We start from the raw sequence: 15839 nt of genomic DNA on the forward strand, positions 1-15839 counted from the left end.
CGAAGATGATACAATATTTTTGCTGAAAAATTGTGTGCATCTTCGGATGTGCTCGCCGCTCTGGTGCTGGTAACACCGGGGCGGTTTTTATTTGCTCTATTTTATCTTAACTTTTTTAACTGAACTATACGGTCCATAGATTTTGTTTCCATTTACAGTCTTATATGCTCTTATTTTGAAATAGTAGGTCTTTTTGCTTTTCAGCTTGCTGATCGTTTTTGAGGTACCAGACGTAGTAGTATATTTAGCGTTTTTAAATGATTTGCTGGTTGAATAACAAATCTGAACACCGCTTTGACCTGTTACCTTTTTGTATTTTAATACTGCTGATTTAGTCTTTTTTGACTGAAGAGATTTAATAGTTTGCTTCTTAGGAGAAATATTGAAATAAACCTCTTTTGTTCCAACGTACTTTCCAATACCTGTAATTGTACATTTGGCAATGCCAGGTTTTTTGTTGGCACTGTATTGTACAGTATAGTCTACAGAATTCTTTAATGTATTGCCATTGTATGCAACAACCAGTGCTGGCTTTTTAAGCTTTTTATTATAAACTTGCGTTTTTATATTACCAACTGAAGCATTAGAAATTGAAATGCGGGTTGGAATTGGCGTAGCGGTCGGAACTGGTGTAGCAACAGGAGATACTGTAATATTATAAGTAAGGGTACAGTTTCCGATTTCACAAAGAATTTTTGCAACACCTTGAGCATTTGCCGTAATATTTCCTTTTGAATCCACACGTACAATATTAGGATTAATGCTAGTCCATTTTTCTGTTAAAGAAATATCACTTAATGAAGTACGAAGTGAATATGCAAGGGTATCAGTGTCACCAACTGTCATGGATCGATTTGCAGTATAACTAGGTGTTTCTCCAATGACAGTACAAGTTGCGCGGTAAACACCATCAGAAGTACTGCAGGTTACTGTTGTTACATGCCATGGAAATGAAACACTGACTAAACCGGAAGAACTTACTGTAGCATATGGGTTATCTGTTGTCCAGGTAAGTGATTCACCGGAAGGAACATTTATTGGTTCTAACCGGAAAGACTCACCATAAGGAACAAACACAGTATCATATTTTAATTTAAAACCTATGTCTGCGATTACAGTAACGGTTGCGGTGCTAAGTACATTGCCAGTATCGCCATTAACAGCAGAGACTGTTACATTACCAACAGAACCACCTCTAAACGTTGCAGAATATGATGTTCTGGAATAACTACCAATAGAAACGGATGAAGTTCCGGTACTTATTAATGATAACTTAGAACTATCACTGACATTCCATTGAACTGACTGGTTTGGGGAACTGCTAAATGATAGCGTGATTTCTTTTCCGGAAACAACTTTGAAAGCAGAAGCTTGAACCGGAATGCTAAGTAAGAATAACATGCAGAATGTTACAATTACTGTTGTAAGACTTTTTCTTAAGGTCTTTTTCATAGCGCTACCTCCTTAAAATGAAAATGTATAAATCATGGTTTCGTGCAAATAATAACAGTATGAAAATATTACTTACACAAATCATGTACGAGAAAAATGTATCTGTACGGCAGCTGTCGAACATGACCGGGATTCCGAAGTCTACGATCAATAATATTATGATCGAGAAGTATTCACCAACCCTGGACAACTTAGAAAGGATTGCCAAGGCTCTGAAAGTCGGGATGGTAGATCTGTTTGATTCACCGTACAAATAAGTGTCCAGTACACTGGACGATTGTGTTGCCAAGTAAAATTAATCCCTCTGTTTATCGTATAATAAATATAAAAGATAATGCTAAACGAACAAATGTTTGTGAAATATATTGCGCTTCAAATATAAATGGTGTATATTAAAAACAAACAAACGTTCGACAAAACGAGAACGGAGGGGCTATACATATGAGGAAAGTGGAAGAAACAAAGCAGTATATCAATGAAATGCTGGCAAAGCTGGATGAATCAGATGAAATATTTTTAAAACAATTATGTGTGATCATCCGAAAACACTTAGACCGTAAACATCTCGGAGAGAAGAGGGGGCGTTAGCCCTCTTTCTTTTTGCTTAAATTTTCCACTAACTTCTTACCGGCTTCCTGGAGTACCTTCTGACTGGCCGGAGAAAGCTCATTATATGTCTGAACAATCTCAAGGATAATTCCGAAAAATGGATTATCTCGCCCGTCTTCCAGTAGATTGCTGACCAGCGAGGCAACCTCTTCTTCCTCAGAAAGCTTCTGGGACATATCACCGTCACCAGTTCGCAACCATTCCTCATCTACACTAAATTCACGGCAAATAGATTTCAGCATTTGTTCGGTTAAGTTTCTTTTTCCATTTACCACATAAGAAATGGCAGTTTTGGTAACGCCTAAACGCTCTCCGAACTGATCCATGGTCAATTGGGCTTTTTTGCGAACCTCATTGACTCGTTCACCTTGTGTCACGTTTTCACCTCCGTTCATTTTTATAATCAAAGAATAGCACCGAAAGCATAGATTGTCAATATAAAAAGTCAACAGAGGTAACAAAAAATAGTTGACAAAAGGAGCAAAGGTAACTATAATGATAACAAAGGTAACAGAAAGCGAGGTGAGAATATGACACTAATTGTAATTGCTCTGGTTTTGAATCTTAATATTGGGGCATGCATTTTGTTTGCTGAATCACACAGAACAGCAGGCCTTATATTAAAGGCACTGGGAGATGGCATTTCTTTAATATGCATTTGTACTCAAGCAATATGGAAGCTGTCATGTCATTAAATACTTGATCAAAACGCTCAGAGCATTCAACAAGCGGATAGTCTTTATTGTTACTTTCTGCTTCCAAAAGATCAAGATATGCGGCATAAAAATCACTATATTTGGATTGAGATATCGGTTCCATAAGATGAATATTTTGCGTAAACAAATCAAAGAAATTGTTTCTTGCTTCTATGTCCATTTCGCTTAGTCGTGTTTTGGATAAAAAACCTGCACAATATCTTTGATAAAACGGGATATAGAAATGTTCAAGCTGCTCTTTCCTAACTTTCTGCTTGTCATTAAAAACATCTCGTATAGCACTGAGATATACAACAACAAAGGAACCAATAACTGATATTAAAGGAACAATAATTGAGCTAACAATAGAAAAGTCCATAAGTTTTAACTCCTTTCTTTGATACTCGGGTATGCCAGTACCCTGTAACTCAAGGATAGGAGAGAACAAAAAGAAAGTCAAGAAACATAGTTCGAAATTTTTCAACAGAAAGGTAGGCGGGAAATATGACCAAAGAAAAGAAAGAACGTATCACAGCAATCGTACAGAATCTGAAACAGATGGACATTGTAAGCATTAAGCTGATGGAGAATAACTCAGAACTCCTGAGAGCCAGAGATGCAATGGAAATGGAAACCCAGAAGGCTGGATAATAGGAAGGGAGATGAGACAGTTCACACGAAAGAAAGTCTGATAGAATACGCAATCCCTACTGTCTGCGGAATCATAGGAAGTTTTATCGGCATGGGGATCGCTAAGCTGCTAGGAATATTGTGATTGGAGAAGTAACAGGAAGGAGATGAAGCAAGATGGAAATTATTGGAGCAAGTATTTTAGCGTCAGTGATCACTACTAAAATATTAGCCACTTACTATTTCAAAAAGGTAGATGGCTATGTTAAAGAGATGTGTGAAATGACAATTAAGAGTAATAAGGATACGTTATCTATTTTACGCAACACAGTTCGAGACATTTCGACAGAAAGAGGTGATTGAAATAGTTAACTGTAGCACTGAATTAAATGCATTCCTAAGTTTTCTTCGTACTTGTGAAGAGTCTAATCGGCTGGCAATTCTCACAGAAAATGATATGGATCGCCAGACACAGGATATTTTACATAATATCGAGCTCAACGAAAACAGCCAGTATGACTATATCTGCCAGGGATTTACCTTGCGGGATATACGACGGAAGCGGAGAAAAGCAAAAGACATAAAAGAAGCAACAGCCCCAATCTGTAACTGGATGAAAGAGAACCGAAAGGTGATCAGTGATCTGGAACGGCTGCTTGGAGATGTAAGAAAACAGGAGAAACAAGCTCAGAACCGGTCGTACACAAACCGGACAGGGGTTATGAAAAAGCTGAAGTAACTCCGTACAACCATGATCCATACCATAGTAACGGGGAGGTGATTGTGATAGGAATCAAATTTACTCGCAGATTTATCATAGACGGCGTGCCATACAGGATAGATCAGCTTCCAAAAGCGCAGGTAACGAAGGAACGGGCACTGAAAACTGAAACGGAGCGAGTTGATCTGGCAATGGCTATATATAATTTCGAAAGAAAGAAGGCTGCCGGGTAAGGCAGCAGAAAGGAGGCAAGCTGTGAAACGTAACATTATCTTATCCGCCATCATAGGCACCCTTGCTACATACCTGCCGTTCTGGCAGTGGGACGGACTGCAGGTTGCAGGAGCACTGGCATTATCAATACTTGCGTGGATGCTGATACAGGGCACAGAGCCAGAAGGGAAGAAAACATGAGTTTAGAAAAAATGATAGATGAGTTATATGAGCTTTCGAAGAAAGCTATAGCAAGCGGAATCCATGTAAGTTTCGAAATAGGATTAGCTGGATATCCATGTCGGGTTTGGGTGGAGGAACCTCCAGAAAGCAAAATGACTACTTATGATATCTATCGTGACAAAGCATTGATGGAAGAATCCGTTAAAAACTACGAAGCAGCTAAGGAACACCTTACACAGTTGTTAAAAGAAATGGATCCTGAGAGTAGCAGCTCATCAGGATCCGGTGTCCAATGGACAAAAATAGTTTATCACCCTCTTATTGTAAAGGGAATATGGAGAAATGTCAATGGAAGACCAGAAGAAGAAAAAGCTGATGTGGATTATAAGGTTTTCAGATAATTCTCTCAGAAGTTGTTATGGGACAAGAAGTGAAGCTGAAGCAATAGCTAAAGAACTGTGTGTTCTGAGGGGCGGAGGTTACATAATTGCATAAAAAATGACCCATGTATTACGAGTACATGGGTCAATGACTATCCGCCACCTGGATAAAACGTCTATAAATACTATACCATCCAGGCGGCAGAAAGTCAAGAAAACAGGGGAAAAAATCCCCTGTTTCGAACTTGATAAAGATATTAAAGTTAGGAGCTTAATGGAATGGGAACCAAGCGTAAAACCTGGTATCTGCGTAAGAAGGATATCCTGTATGTAGAAGAAAACCATGACGGAAGGTACGGAGCTCCAGGAGAGAAACGAAAGCCGAAGCGGAAACCTACCCCGGAGGATATCCAGAGGGTAAATGCCTGGAAGAAGGAAAAGGGTGCAAGGCTTCTTCTGATGGAGTACTTCTCCCCTGGCGATCTCTGGGCTACATACACATACCGGCCCGAGATCAGACCGCCGGACATGGCAACAGCAATGAAACAGTTTCGCCAGGCAATGGACAAGCTGAAGAGAATATACAAGAAAAGAGGACGGATGCTCTACTGGATCCGGAACATTGAAAGAGGAACCAAGGGAGCCTGGCACATTCATTTTGTAATAAACGATATCGGAGATACTGCCAGCCTCATAGAAAGAGTCTGGCAATATGGCGGCGTATTTGTGACACAGATCCGCAAGAGCATGTGCCCGGAAGAAGATTTTAAAAGACTGGCAGCCTATCTTACAAAAGATGAGAATACCAGGGAAGAGAAAAAAGATGGTACTCCGGCAAAGCCCAGACTCCGGGAAGCAAATTACAGCCATTCACGGAACATGCCTCTTCCGGAACCGAAACCAGAGAAGCTGAAACGATGGCAAAAGGACCTGAAACCAAAGAAGGGTTATTACATAGCAGAATCATTTGAAGGAATCAATCCGGTAACCGGTTACAAATACCGCCGTTACACCATGATCCGGCTGAACAGGAGGATTTAAAGACATGGGAGTACAGACAGACATTTATTTATATGAGTCCTCCAGGGCACCAAAGCCAAAGGAGGCAAAGTATTACTACAAAGTAACCTGCAAAGGGCAGTACCGCTGGGGAGTGGGAAGACTTCCGGAAGGCGAGACGAAACACCAGCTGGTGATGCGGACTGCGATCGCAGCATTTCAGCGCCTGGTACGTCCGGCAATCGTGACCGTACATACAGACTGCGGGTATCTGGCCACTTACCATAAATACGCCAGCCAGTGGAAACAGAACGGCTGGAAGAAAGCAAAAGGAGAACCAGTAAGGAATGCACAGCTTTGGGAACAGCTCCTGAAGCTGGAAGCAATGCATACGGTGAGGTACCAGTACCACCGGGTAATGCCAAAAGAAGAGGAGGTTTAGGAAAAATGGCGGAATATCAATTGACCATACAAGGTTATGAGGAAGCAAAGAACTCAATCAAAGAAAACCTGTATGGGATAGGAAAAAGCTTTGTCATGATCGGCTGGCAGCTGAAAAGAATCGAAGAATCCGGAAGATACCGGGAAGACGGCTACAGCTCCATAGCTGAATTTGCCAAAGCAGAATACAACATGTCCGCGGACAGTGTGTCAAAGTACAAAAAAGTATACGAGACCTTTTCCGTGCCAGGAGACCGGCCGGAGATACAGGAAAGATACCAGAGTTTTGAGTTTTCCAAGCTGGTAGAGATGCGTCAGCTTCCGGAGGAAGACCGAAACCACCTGCACCCGGAGACATACCGGGAAGACATCCGGGATCTGAAGGAATACAACCGGGAGCAGGAGAATAGCCCGGCAAAACTTCTGAACTGGCAGCAGGAAGCCAAAAAGCAAGAGGAGATCTTAAAAGACACGATCCGGGAGTATTTCCAGAATAAGAAAAAGACCCTAAACGAACTGTACGCTAGCGAAGCCTATTCTTCCGGATCTATAAAGGAAATGGCGGATATTGTATACAAGGATAAAAGCACTTTTAAGACGGAAAACGCTTTTATCATGTTCCACAGGTATCCAACTCCCTTATTTGCAAAAATTGGTCAGAATGAAGCCGAAGAACTCACATGGGAAGACTTTTTACGTACCATGCGGGAACTCTTTGACCAGTATGCGTCTGGAAAACATACATACGAAGCTGCTTTTGAGGAAGAATGTCAAGAAATGACAGTCGAAGAAGAAAATGGTTCCGAAAGGGAAAGTGCCGGTGCAAAAGACACGTTTGATAACGCGGGAAACGAACCCAAGAATGTGGAAAAAAGTCAAGAAACAGCACAAAAAAGTGGAATCCTGCACGAAAAACGATTCCCGAACTGCATTTACAAGACCGAACAGGAGTGCACCGGTTCTGACTGCCAGGAATGCACTACAAAGAAAGACTGGCTGAAAGAGAAGAAAGAGGAACGCCAGAAAGGAAAAGAGATCTATCCTCATTTTGACTCGAACACTGTGTTCGACCCATCCACGGCGAGGATGGTAAGGAGTTTCTTAGATAACGGTTATACCAGCATTCTTCCCCATGGAACAAAACGCTTCCGTGCTATGGGAGCGGAATTTGCCGTAGTACTCCGTCCAGGACGTGGCGATTTTGTATTTTACGATCAGTTCGGACGGACCTTATGTTACATCTCAAAAGAGAGGATGGAAAAGGAATACCTGGATTTCACTGACCAGCAAGAGAAACAGTCTGAGGAATTTGCGCCGGCGCAACAGAAAAACGAGACACTTCCAGAGGTTGGCTGTTGTGCATACGATTCCAGGAAAACCTGCACCTTGACAGAAGCCCAGAAGCACATTCCGGGAAATGGAGAGAACTGCAGTATAAAATGCTGCTGGAACTGCACGAAACACGGAAACTGCAAGCTGGAATGCGACGCTTCGGCCAACCGGGTATCAAACCAACAGGAAGAAGAGGCACAGATCCCGGAACAGGACAATATTATGAACCATCCTGAGTACCTGCCAGAGCTTACGGAAGAAGAGGCAGTAAAAGCACTCTGCGAAGACTATCCGGACATACTGGAAAAGATTATGAGAGCCTGCAGAATGACAGACAATAATGGAGAAGCTGCCAAGCAGGCACAAAAAATAATAGCTCCATATGGCTGCCATGGCCGTTGTGGAGGAAGAATTGATTATGATTTTCGGGGATTTGCTGGCGGCGTGGAAATTGAAATAAACGGATCCAAAGTTCACATGAAGTATGGCCGCCTCATTGTTGAAGCGAAAAAAATATATGACCCATGGTCTCCTAGATTTGACAGCGAGAAAGAACGCTGCCAGAAGGCAGCAGAACAGCCACAAAATGCTGCCAAAAGGCAGCAGTCCGAAGCCTGGCCGGAATGTCTGAAAGATATCCCGATTCCATCAAAAGTAATGATAGATGATATTTTGGAGGAAGCAGAAAAAGAAATGAATGACTTTCTCTCAATTGCAGACCAGGGATTACCAAAGCGGACACTGCTTAAGCACCAGTTAATAACCGGAGGCTTAAGACTGATCAGAAAACTGGTAGAGGATTATCAGCAAGAAGTAAATTAGGGTGCAATCTAAATCACATATATCACAATTTACATCCCTGCTCCGTCCTGTAAGGAGCAGGGGAAAGGAGCCGTATGAACGATAAGATCGTAGAAGACATCGAACAGATAGACATGAGTGGGCTGGAACTACCCTCATTTGCTATATATAAAAATCCAACAGACTACCCCGGGAAGAGCGTAGCCAGGTTATTTGAAGGAGACAAGCCAACAAATGTTGTGCTTATAAAAAAGAATGTAAGGGAGCTTCATTCCATTTTTAGAGACCGGACCAGGCTGACTTTTTTCCGCCATTGCCGGGTGATTTCGGGAATCTGGTGGGCGTATGGATGTAGGACTGAAATTTCCGAAAGGGAAAACAAAGAAAAAAAGAATCTCCCATCCGGCAAGCATCCTTGGAAGCCGGAAAGGAAGATGTTACCTGTGCGGACGGTACGCACAGACCGAAGAGCATCATATTTTTGGCGGACCTAACCGAACATTATCCGAACAATATGGATTAAAAGTAGACCTGTGCCTGGAATGCCACCAGTTCGGAGCACATGCGGTACATAAAGACCAGGCGGTAATGGATGAGCTTCACAGACTGGGACAGGAAGCCTTTGAGAGCCAGATTGGCAGCAGGGAACAGTTCCGGAAGATATTCGGGAGAAACTGGCTATGACATTATATGAGATTACAGAAAACATAACAGAAGAGCCAGAAGAGGCTGTAACCATAAAGGAAGCATCCAAAAGGCTGAACCGGACAGTCGGGAGTCTGTACGGTGCCGCAGCTGAGGGAAGACTGATAAACGGCAGATACTATCTAAGAGCCGCAGACCGGACACTCAGCAGAAACAAAGACCGGAACCTGCTCCTGGAATACGATCTGGTCCGGCAGAAGCTGCTGAAGAAGGGCAGAGGATAATCAAAATGAATGCCTAATAACGAAGAGGTGAAAGAGTATGACCAGAGCAGAAAGAAGGCGCCAGGCAAGGATGCAGGAAAAATGTCAGGTGCCATTAAACCTTAATCTTACAGTGGCCCAGGTATCAGGGATGACCGGGCAGCAGGCTTCTATATTGCAAACATACCTGAAAAGGATGGAACAGCAGACAACAGACGCTGTGATCAGAGAAGCCCAGGAAAAACTGGAACGTGCAGAGGACTATATTACCGTAACCAATATAATTATTTCTCTGTATGCGATTAAGCTTTCGTGGGGATTTACAAAAGCAAACAAAAAATTCCTAAAGAACTGGAAAGCAGCAATGGATTATGTAGACCGGATCGGAGTTGCAAAAGCTTATGAGCTTGCACAAAAGGAGATGGACATTGATGTAGAGTTTGAGAATCTGGCAAATTATAACATTTATGAAGAGATGGGATTTAACAGGGAATAGGTACGAGGGGTGATGGAAAATGAATAGCAAGATGGAAGATAGAACCTGTAAGACCTGCAGGCACAATGACGATCTTCTATGTGACAAGAAAGGAATCTGGATCAGAGATGACCATAGTTGCAATAAATGGGAAGCGCAACCGTGGAAGCAGTGGGAAAAAAGCATAATGTCCAAATTCCTAAAACGAGGTGAGAAAATGACAAGAGCAGAAACAACCAAATTCCTTGGACAACTACTTGTATCTACTCGTATTGGTGGAGCTGGTTCGCACTGGGCCAGCGAGGTTAGCATTGATCCATGGACATCAAAGGCAAAACGAGTGGATTATATGGAGTTTTGCCCGGCAAATCAATACTCTGTATCCGGAATAGAAAAAGGCATATTCACTTGCTATGAGATCAAAAGTTGTAAGGAAGATGTTTATAGCGGTAATGGTTTGAATTTCTTTGGAGAAAAGAACTATATAGTAACTACGATGGAGTGTTACAAAGAAATTCAGCCAGATTTTAGAAGTGGTAAATTTGCTAATTACATGCGCGAAAAACACCCAGATTCATCAATTTATTACGGAGTTATGGTTCCTATTCCGTTCTGGGGAGAAGCAGCGGAAGAATTTAAAGATCCCACACCATTAAGCGAGGACAGAAACTGGAAGCTGGAAATCGTATTGCCATGCAGGCAGGGTATAAGAATAAAATCCATGACAGAGTTGCTGTTTTGTATGCTGCGGAGTGGACATTGAGGAGGAAATCAAAAATGGTTGATTTATTAATAGCATTTGGCATTGGAACTGTGCTTGGAGCATTTGGTGTATTACTATGGGCGTCATGTGCGATAAAAAAACAGAAAAAGCAGAGGAATGATGATATATGAGTAGGGGAAAGAAAATAGCGAAGGAAAATATTAATACAGAGCAGGCAGCAGTCACAAATCAAGAGCTGCTGTGTGCAATAAAGACAGTAAGCAGGTACTGTGCGGAACACCCACATTGTGTACGCTGCGCCATGATTAGCCATTGCGGATCCACACTACCGCGTGAATGGGATTTTTCAGAACTGGAGGAATTGCGGAATGGATAAGGACACATTACAAAAGGCAAAAGAGTTGGAGCGGGATGTTAAAAGTATTACGCGGATTCTGGAAGAACATGATAAACATCATTGGGTACAAGTTGTTTCTCCAAAAACTGATGATGGACAGTCAAAGCGATTCCAGAATGATCTTGCAGAATGGTTAAGGCAGCAAAAAGAAATATATGAAAAGGAACTGGCAGACTTGTAGGAGGTGAAAGCTTGTAATGAACCATGAAAAATATAAAGACCCAACAGCTGAGTGGGCGATAGCTGAAGCAGAGAAATGGGAGCGACAGCAGAGAAGACTGGAAGAGAAACATGGAATCAAAAGAGGGGATATTATTCAGATCATACAAACCAGTTATGCTTCTGGTGACGGGAAGATCATCACCCAAAAGGTGAAAGCCAGGATAAAAGCATTATATCCCCATGTAGTGCAATTACAATTACCAAATGGCATAACCAGATCCACTACATACTGGGAACTGGAACGACTGAAAGCAGGAGGTGGTACCGATGGAAAAGAATGTGCTGGAACAGTACCTGGAGCTGAGAGAAGAGATCAAGGACTTACATGACCGGATAGACCGGGACAAGCGCAGATTGATCAAGATCGAGAATGAGGGAGTAGTATCAGATACCGTCAGGGGAACCAGAAAAGACGGAACCATAGGCCCGATCAAGATCACCGGCTACCCAGTCCCGGAAGTTTACCAGGTGAAGAATATGATTAAAAAGAGGGTGGCAAAGCTACATATCATGGAAGATGAGCTGCAGGAAGCTGTCAGTGCTGTAGATGATTTCATTGAGCAAATCCCAAAGAGTGACCTGCGGCAAATGTTCCGCCTGTATTATCTGGACGACATGACCTGGGCAGCAGTAGCCATAAACATGAACTACCGCTTCCCAAACCGGAGAATCAAGTACACAGAGGATAACTGCCGTATCCGACATGACAGATATTTGAAAGATAATTTAGGAAAATTATAAAATGTTCGGTCATGTTCGCTTTTTCTATGGTAGTATATAAACTGGGATTGGCGAAAAGATTTTGCAATAAGCTCCTTATTAAGTGATTGCCAGGTGTCACAGCCTGGCAGTTGATTCGGGCAGATATCAGCCAGGGGATTGCTGGCACCACAGTAGCCTAAAATGATATCGCAGTGAAAAGGTGGCGCACTCTTCACTACCGGAACACCTCCCGATCGGGAGGGAGCATGAGCCGTTAAGCCGAGTCGCAGGTTCGAGTCCTGGTGTTCCGATTGGCTTCGAGAGAAGCTATCCAAACTACATACATTTTTTGCAAACGTCCTGTAGAAATACGGGGCGTTTTGTAGTATGATGAAAGAAAATGTATGTGGGAGGTTGACGTGTTATGGCTTATGAGAATGGAAGTAATATATTTAATTACAGTCCAGAAATATTTTTGAGATATCGGAAGGACAAAATGATATTTGCGAAAGCACTTCAGATTATTCAGATATTTCAGACTAGAGTAGATTATCCGTTTTGTTTTGATGAAATGGATCAAGCAATAAGCTTAATCTTAGGAGCTCCTTTTCAGTCCTTTTTCTTTTGCGGATATGTATACATTAATGCGGTAAACGAGGATGATTATGATCCAACCAAAGTATTTGATCCGGAAAGTGAAAAGAATGTAAATCTTGTAGAGGGATTAAGTGAGGATGAAATTAAAAATATTGCTGAGGAATATCGGGATGCAATAAAGAGTTTTACTATTTCTATACAGCATTTATCGGCGGATGTTTTTCCACCAGAAAATGGCGGTCTAGGATTGAAATCTGTAGCGTATAATAGAACTAATGATCAATACAAAAAAATCCGAGTGATACGTAACGACAATGAATCATTAGATCTGTCATTGAGTAAAGATGAATTAGAATTTTTGATAAGACAATTATCTGAAATTTACAGTGACGGAGAGCAAAGCGATGAGAAATAGTACAGTGACGAATTTTCGTGATCGTGTAAGAGAAAATAGTTCTGACAAAATTTTATCCGGAAAAATCGGAGAATATAAAAAGCCGGAGGATGATTCTATGGACGATTTGTTGCAGAAATATATTGAAAAAGTTGATCGTGATCAATCTGATTTAAGGAAAGATATAAAAGATTCTGAAGATAGAGTAAACAGAGTAGTTGAAAACTCGGAACAGCGCATGGATAAGCGGCTAGATCGTATCGAGCAGATGATTAATGACCAGAACAATAGAATTGATGCTTTGTCAGAAAAGATAACAACTAAGCTTGAAGAAGATAGGAAGTATAGACATACAAATAATATTGCTATTGTTTTGGGAGTGATTGCAACGGTAGCGGCTATGGTTGGCATTTATTATGCAACAGTATCGACAATAGCTTCGATTGTTCACTAAAGAAAATTTGGAGATATGTAGAATGGGATTTAATTTGGAAAATAATGAGTGTACTGAATGTATTTTAATGAGAGAAAAGCATATTATACAAATAAAAAGTATAGAGTTTACTGCGGCGACATTAAACAGTATTGCTGAAATAATGAATAAGGGACCATTAAAAGGTCAAAAAGAACTTGCGATAACAAAAATAAAATTGTCCCTTGATCAATTTAAAAATTTGAAACAGGGAAATTACAAAGTTTTGCAGGCTAAAGCATACTGGGAGAAAGAGAAAGAAATAATTCCAGGAACACTTACATTTGAGGATGTTATAATAGAATTAGGCGATAATGTAAATATGAATTGTGATAATGACGTAGAAATATATGGGTCTAAGATCATTGTTTATAAGGGAGGTAAGTGTACATGGAATTAATTAAATAATTATTAATTTAATATTGTACACTACCAACAGGGCAGCTCTCCGGGGCTGCTTTTTCTATGCCAATTTTCGTACAGCGTGCACAGCACCAGCCGTTATTTCTTGCATACGGTCACCTCCTTTCATGATTGACGGCGGCAATCGGTTGTCGTGGATGGTGCTGGCAGGACTGTATTTTATTATATTTTTGAAAGAAGGTGAGCCTGAGTGACAAAAAAACAGAAGAGATTTGTGGAAGAGTATCTGATTGACCTGAATGCTACTCAGGCCGCCATAAGAGCCGGATACAAGGCGAAAAATGGTCAGAGAGCCTCTGAAATCGGACATGAGCTACTCCAGAAAACCCAAGTTTCAGAAGCAATTTCAGAGGCAATCGCAGAAAGATCCAAAAGAACCGGAATCAATGCTGACCGTGTTCTTCTGGAACTGGCCAGAATTGCATTTGTAAATGCAGATGATGTGATCAATGCAAAAGACGCAACGCTAAAAGAAGATGCCTCCAGGGACGATCTGGCAGCTATACAGTCCGTGAAAGTAAAATCATTTGGAGAAGATGGCGTGGAAAGAGAAATTAAGCTTGCAGACAAACTGAAAGCCCTGGATATGCTTGGACGCCATCTGGCAATGTGGAATGACAAGCTTCAGCTCAGCGGTATGGAAGAAGAAAAATCAAAACTGGACAGCTTGATCAAGCAGATCAGCGGAGGCGGATAATGAGCAGCATGGATCTTGTGCTGTCTGAAAAATACAAAGCATTTTTGAAATGCCAGACACCGGTGGAGTTCCTGGAAGGTACCACGGCAGCAGGAAAGACTACAGTAGGAATTTTTAAGTTTATGCTGAAGGTAGCCCAGAGCCCGAAAAAACTTCATATCCTGGCAGCAGACGACACTGGAACAGCAGAGAAAAACATTATTAACAAAGACCTTGGAATCCTGGACGATTTCGGAAGCCTGGTAGAGTACAACGGATCCGGCACCAAGGATGACAAGATCCCGCATATTCTTTTTCATACTTCATCCGGGGACAAAACCATATACGTTTTGGGATATGGAAACAAGAAGAAATGGAAGAAAGCCCTTGGCGGTCAGTATGGATGCCTGTATATCGATGAGATCAACACAGCAGATATTGACTTTGTCCGTGAGGCTTCCATGCGCTGTGATTACCTCATGGCAACCTTAAACCCGGATGATCCGAGCCTGGATGTGTATAAAGAGTATATCAACTGCAGCCGCCCGCTTCCTGAATGGGAAGAGGACACGCCACAGGAGATCAAAGACGAATTAAAAGAAGAACCAAAGCCCGGCTGGGTTCACTGGTTCTTTTCTTTTGACGATAATGCAGGGCTTCCGGAAGAAAAGAAAGACCAGATCATCCGGAACACCCCGAAAGGAACAAAGATCTATAAGAACAAGATCTTAGGCCTCAGAGGAAAAGCAACCGGACTGATCTTCCCGAACTTCAGCCGAAAGAAACATGTAGTATCTGAGAAATGGGTAAAAGCCCAGATGGCAGCAGGCAAAATAAAATTCAAAAAATTTACCTGCGGTCTGGATACTTCGTACTCTTCAAAATCCCCGGATACAATTGCAATGATATTTCAGGGCATTACGACAGATAGAAGGCTGATCACCCTGGCTGAGAAAGTTTACAGTAACAAAGATCTGGATCAGCCTCTTGCTCCATCCGATACAGCAGTAAAATTTGTTGAGTTCTTGGAAAAATGCCGTAAGGGCTGGGGCTTTGCAAGGGAAACCTTTATTGACTGCGCAGATGCGGCTACGATCACAGAACTGCGGAAATACAAGCGCCTGAACGGATGCCTGTACAACTTTGTGGAATCCTACAAAAAAGTAGAAATTCTGGACAGAATCAAGCTTCAACTTGGCTGGATCCAGCAGGGCTGCTATCTGGTAGTGGATACCTGTACAAATCATATTTCAGAGATGGAGAAATATTCCTGGGATGAAGATAAAGACATTCCGGAAGATAGAAATGACCATACGATCAACTCCCAGCAGTACGGATGGATTCCATACCGTGACTTGATTGGATTTGAGGAGGAACAGAAAAGGTGAAATGG

The 15839-nt window shown here is 41.8% G+C and carries 26 protein-coding genes; 23 read left to right on the forward strand and 3 right to left on the reverse strand.

What is annotated here, in order from left to right:
* Positions 1-96: 96 nt before the first annotated feature.
* Positions 97-1452 (reverse strand): hypothetical protein, encoded by a 1356-nt coding sequence (locus tag DW904_RS13930; protein ID WP_118581602.1) that lies wholly within the window; start codon positions 1450-1452, stop codon positions 97-99.
* A gap of 59 nt (positions 1453-1511) precedes the next feature.
* Between DW904_RS13930 and DW904_RS13935 the strand changes: the two genes are divergently transcribed.
* The gene (locus DW904_RS13935; RefSeq protein WP_118581605.1) at positions 1512-1709 is read left to right on the forward strand and encodes a helix-turn-helix transcriptional regulator; all 198 of its coding nucleotides are present in this window, start codon (positions 1512-1514) and stop codon (positions 1707-1709) included.
* A 184-nt stretch (positions 1710-1893) separates the two neighbouring features.
* Positions 1894-2040 carry a hypothetical protein gene (locus tag DW904_RS22945; RefSeq protein WP_202187723.1) on the forward strand — a complete coding sequence of 49 codons (147 nt, stop codon included), beginning with the start codon at positions 1894-1896 and terminating at the stop codon, positions 2038-2040.
* On the opposite strand, the gene DW904_RS13940 is transcribed toward DW904_RS22945, so the two are convergent.
* Both DW904_RS13940 and DW904_RS13945 read right to left on the reverse strand, forming a co-directional pair.
* The gene (locus DW904_RS13940; RefSeq protein WP_118581608.1) at positions 2037-2438 is read right to left on the reverse strand and encodes a helix-turn-helix transcriptional regulator; all 402 of its coding nucleotides are present in this window, start codon (positions 2436-2438) and stop codon (positions 2037-2039) included. The genes DW904_RS22945 and DW904_RS13940 overlap by 4 nt on opposite strands.
* Positions 2439-2676: 238 nt before the next feature.
* Positions 2677-3135 carry a hypothetical protein gene (locus DW904_RS13945; RefSeq protein ID WP_118581611.1) on the reverse strand — a complete coding sequence of 153 codons (459 nt, stop codon included), beginning with the start codon at positions 3133-3135 and terminating at the stop codon, positions 2677-2679.
* A gap of 125 nt (positions 3136-3260) precedes the next feature.
* Between DW904_RS13945 and DW904_RS22950 the strand changes: the two genes are divergently transcribed.
* The 21 genes from DW904_RS22950 to DW904_RS14040 all read left to right on the forward strand — a co-directional run bounded on the left by DW904_RS22950 (position 3261) and on the right by DW904_RS14040 (position 15834).
* The gene (locus DW904_RS22950) at positions 3261-3407 is read left to right on the forward strand and encodes a hypothetical protein (RefSeq protein WP_202187724.1); all 147 of its coding nucleotides are present in this window, start codon (positions 3261-3263) and stop codon (positions 3405-3407) included.
* Positions 3408-3563: 156 nt separating this feature from the next.
* Positions 3564-3749, forward strand: coding sequence for a hypothetical protein (locus DW904_RS13950; RefSeq protein ID WP_118581614.1), 186 nt, complete (start codon positions 3564-3566; stop codon positions 3747-3749).
* Positions 3742-4125 (forward strand): hypothetical protein, encoded by a 384-nt coding sequence (locus tag DW904_RS13955; RefSeq protein WP_147422325.1) that lies wholly within the window; start codon positions 3742-3744, stop codon positions 4123-4125. The genes DW904_RS13950 and DW904_RS13955 overlap by 8 nt, the downstream gene beginning before the upstream one ends.
* A gap of 44 nt (positions 4126-4169) precedes the next feature.
* Complete coding sequence (locus DW904_RS22955; RefSeq protein ID WP_202187725.1) at positions 4170-4340, forward strand: hypothetical protein; 171 nt, start codon at positions 4170-4172, stop codon at positions 4338-4340.
* 22 nt (positions 4341-4362) lie between these two features.
* Positions 4363-4521: a hypothetical protein gene (locus DW904_RS22960; protein WP_202187726.1), complete on the forward strand. Its 159-nt coding sequence runs from the start codon at positions 4363-4365 to the stop codon at positions 4519-4521.
* Entirely contained in the window at positions 4518-4904 is a 387-nt protein-coding gene (locus DW904_RS13960; RefSeq protein WP_118581620.1) for a hypothetical protein, read from the forward strand. The genes DW904_RS22960 and DW904_RS13960 overlap by 4 nt, the downstream gene beginning before the upstream one ends.
* Positions 4905-5162: 258 nt before the next feature.
* The gene (locus DW904_RS13965) at positions 5163-5924 is read left to right on the forward strand and encodes a hypothetical protein (protein ID WP_118581623.1); all 762 of its coding nucleotides are present in this window, start codon (positions 5163-5165) and stop codon (positions 5922-5924) included.
* Positions 5925-5928: 4 nt separating this feature from the next.
* A complete protein-coding gene (locus DW904_RS13970) occupies positions 5929-6324 on the forward strand; it encodes an RNase H family protein (RefSeq protein WP_118581626.1) in 396 nt (131 codons plus the stop codon).
* Between the two features lie 5 nt (positions 6325-6329).
* On the forward strand, positions 6330-8477 hold the full coding sequence (locus tag DW904_RS13975; RefSeq protein WP_118581629.1) for a hypothetical protein: 2148 nt from the start codon (positions 6330-6332) through the stop codon (positions 8475-8477).
* Positions 8478-8801: 324 nt separating this feature from the next.
* On the forward strand, positions 8802-9140 hold the full coding sequence (locus DW904_RS13980) for a hypothetical protein (RefSeq protein WP_118581632.1): 339 nt from the start codon (positions 8802-8804) through the stop codon (positions 9138-9140).
* A complete protein-coding gene (locus DW904_RS13985) occupies positions 9137-9385 on the forward strand; it encodes a hypothetical protein (RefSeq protein ID WP_118581635.1) in 249 nt (82 codons plus the stop codon). The genes DW904_RS13980 and DW904_RS13985 overlap by 4 nt, the downstream gene beginning before the upstream one ends.
* A gap of 37 nt (positions 9386-9422) precedes the next feature.
* Positions 9423-9860, forward strand: coding sequence for a hypothetical protein (locus DW904_RS13990; RefSeq protein WP_118581638.1), 438 nt, complete (start codon positions 9423-9425; stop codon positions 9858-9860).
* A gap of 196 nt (positions 9861-10056) precedes the next feature.
* Positions 10057-10602, forward strand: a complete 546-nt coding sequence (locus DW904_RS13995; protein WP_118581748.1) for a hypothetical protein — start codon at positions 10057-10059, stop codon at positions 10600-10602.
* 329 nt (positions 10603-10931) lie between these two features.
* Positions 10932-11141 carry a hypothetical protein gene (locus DW904_RS14005; protein WP_118581644.1) on the forward strand — a complete coding sequence of 70 codons (210 nt, stop codon included), beginning with the start codon at positions 10932-10934 and terminating at the stop codon, positions 11139-11141.
* 16 nt (positions 11142-11157) lie between these two features.
* On the forward strand, positions 11158-11511 hold the full coding sequence (locus DW904_RS14010; protein ID WP_118581647.1) for a hypothetical protein: 354 nt from the start codon (positions 11158-11160) through the stop codon (positions 11509-11511).
* Entirely contained in the window at positions 11450-11923 is a 474-nt protein-coding gene (locus DW904_RS14015) for a hypothetical protein (RefSeq protein ID WP_118581650.1), read from the forward strand. Before DW904_RS14010 ends, DW904_RS14015 begins: the two co-directional genes overlap by 62 nt.
* Before the next feature lie 385 nt (positions 11924-12308).
* The gene (locus DW904_RS14020) at positions 12309-12896 is read left to right on the forward strand and encodes a hypothetical protein (protein WP_118581653.1); all 588 of its coding nucleotides are present in this window, start codon (positions 12309-12311) and stop codon (positions 12894-12896) included.
* The gene (locus tag DW904_RS14025; RefSeq protein ID WP_118581656.1) at positions 12886-13329 is read left to right on the forward strand and encodes a DUF1515 family protein; all 444 of its coding nucleotides are present in this window, start codon (positions 12886-12888) and stop codon (positions 13327-13329) included. Before DW904_RS14020 ends, DW904_RS14025 begins: the two co-directional genes overlap by 11 nt.
* Before the next feature lie 22 nt (positions 13330-13351).
* Positions 13352-13747, forward strand: coding sequence for a hypothetical protein (locus DW904_RS14030; protein WP_118581659.1), 396 nt, complete (start codon positions 13352-13354; stop codon positions 13745-13747).
* A gap of 213 nt (positions 13748-13960) precedes the next feature.
* Positions 13961-14467: a terminase small subunit gene (locus DW904_RS14035; protein WP_118581662.1), complete on the forward strand. Its 507-nt coding sequence runs from the start codon at positions 13961-13963 to the stop codon at positions 14465-14467.
* Positions 14467-15834, forward strand: a complete 1368-nt coding sequence (locus tag DW904_RS14040) for a terminase (protein WP_118581665.1) — start codon at positions 14467-14469, stop codon at positions 15832-15834. The genes DW904_RS14035 and DW904_RS14040 overlap by 1 nt, the downstream gene beginning before the upstream one ends.
* Positions 15835-15839: the final 5 nt, after the last annotated feature.

Origin of the sequence: Ruminococcus sp. AM42-11, assembly GCF_003480145.1 — a bacterium.
Taxonomy (GTDB): Bacteria; Bacillota; Clostridia; order Lachnospirales; family Lachnospiraceae; genus Blautia_A; species Blautia_A faecis.

Excerpts from the sequence above, each read along its gene's own strand:
- DW904_RS22950 (WP_202187724.1), top strand. The coding sequence starts at position 3,261 with ATGACCAAAGAAAAGAAAGAACGTATCACAGCAATCGTACAGAATCTG.
- DW904_RS13985 (WP_118581635.1), top strand. The coding sequence starts at position 9,137 with ATGACATTATATGAGATTACAGAAAACATAACAGAAGAGCCAGAAGAG.
- DW904_RS13965 (WP_118581623.1), top strand. The coding sequence starts at position 5,163 with ATGGGAACCAAGCGTAAAACCTGGTATCTGCGTAAGAAGGATATCCTG.
- DW904_RS13970 (WP_118581626.1), top strand. The coding sequence starts at position 5,929 with ATGGGAGTACAGACAGACATTTATTTATATGAGTCCTCCAGGGCACCA.
- DW904_RS14010 (WP_118581647.1), top strand. The coding sequence starts at position 11,158 with ATGAACCATGAAAAATATAAAGACCCAACAGCTGAGTGGGCGATAGCT.
- DW904_RS13990 (WP_118581638.1), top strand. The coding sequence starts at position 9,423 with ATGACCAGAGCAGAAAGAAGGCGCCAGGCAAGGATGCAGGAAAAATGT.
- DW904_RS13930 (WP_118581602.1), bottom strand. The coding sequence starts at position 1,452 with ATGAAAAAGACCTTAAGAAAAAGTCTTACAACAGTAATTGTAACATTC.
- DW904_RS13975 (WP_118581629.1), top strand. The coding sequence starts at position 6,330 with ATGGCGGAATATCAATTGACCATACAAGGTTATGAGGAAGCAAAGAAC.
- DW904_RS14030 (WP_118581659.1), top strand. The coding sequence starts at position 13,352 with ATGGGATTTAATTTGGAAAATAATGAGTGTACTGAATGTATTTTAATG.
- DW904_RS13980 (WP_118581632.1), top strand. The coding sequence starts at position 8,802 with ATGGATGTAGGACTGAAATTTCCGAAAGGGAAAACAAAGAAAAAAAGA.
- DW904_RS14040 (WP_118581665.1), top strand. The coding sequence starts at position 14,467 with ATGAGCAGCATGGATCTTGTGCTGTCTGAAAAATACAAAGCATTTTTG.
- DW904_RS13960 (WP_118581620.1), top strand. The coding sequence starts at position 4,518 with ATGAGTTTAGAAAAAATGATAGATGAGTTATATGAGCTTTCGAAGAAA.
- DW904_RS14020 (WP_118581653.1), top strand. The coding sequence starts at position 12,309 with ATGGCTTATGAGAATGGAAGTAATATATTTAATTACAGTCCAGAAATA.
- DW904_RS13935 (WP_118581605.1), top strand. The coding sequence starts at position 1,512 with ATGAAAATATTACTTACACAAATCATGTACGAGAAAAATGTATCTGTA.
- DW904_RS22945 (WP_202187723.1), top strand. The coding sequence starts at position 1,894 with ATGAGGAAAGTGGAAGAAACAAAGCAGTATATCAATGAAATGCTGGCA.
- DW904_RS14005 (WP_118581644.1), top strand. The coding sequence starts at position 10,932 with ATGGATAAGGACACATTACAAAAGGCAAAAGAGTTGGAGCGGGATGTT.
- DW904_RS14015 (WP_118581650.1), top strand. The coding sequence starts at position 11,450 with ATGGAAAAGAATGTGCTGGAACAGTACCTGGAGCTGAGAGAAGAGATC.
- DW904_RS14025 (WP_118581656.1), top strand. The coding sequence starts at position 12,886 with ATGAGAAATAGTACAGTGACGAATTTTCGTGATCGTGTAAGAGAAAAT.
- DW904_RS13945 (WP_118581611.1), bottom strand. The coding sequence starts at position 3,135 with ATGGACTTTTCTATTGTTAGCTCAATTATTGTTCCTTTAATATCAGTT.
- DW904_RS13950 (WP_118581614.1), top strand. The coding sequence starts at position 3,564 with ATGGAAATTATTGGAGCAAGTATTTTAGCGTCAGTGATCACTACTAAA.
- DW904_RS13995 (WP_118581748.1), top strand. The coding sequence starts at position 10,057 with ATGACAAGAGCAGAAACAACCAAATTCCTTGGACAACTACTTGTATCT.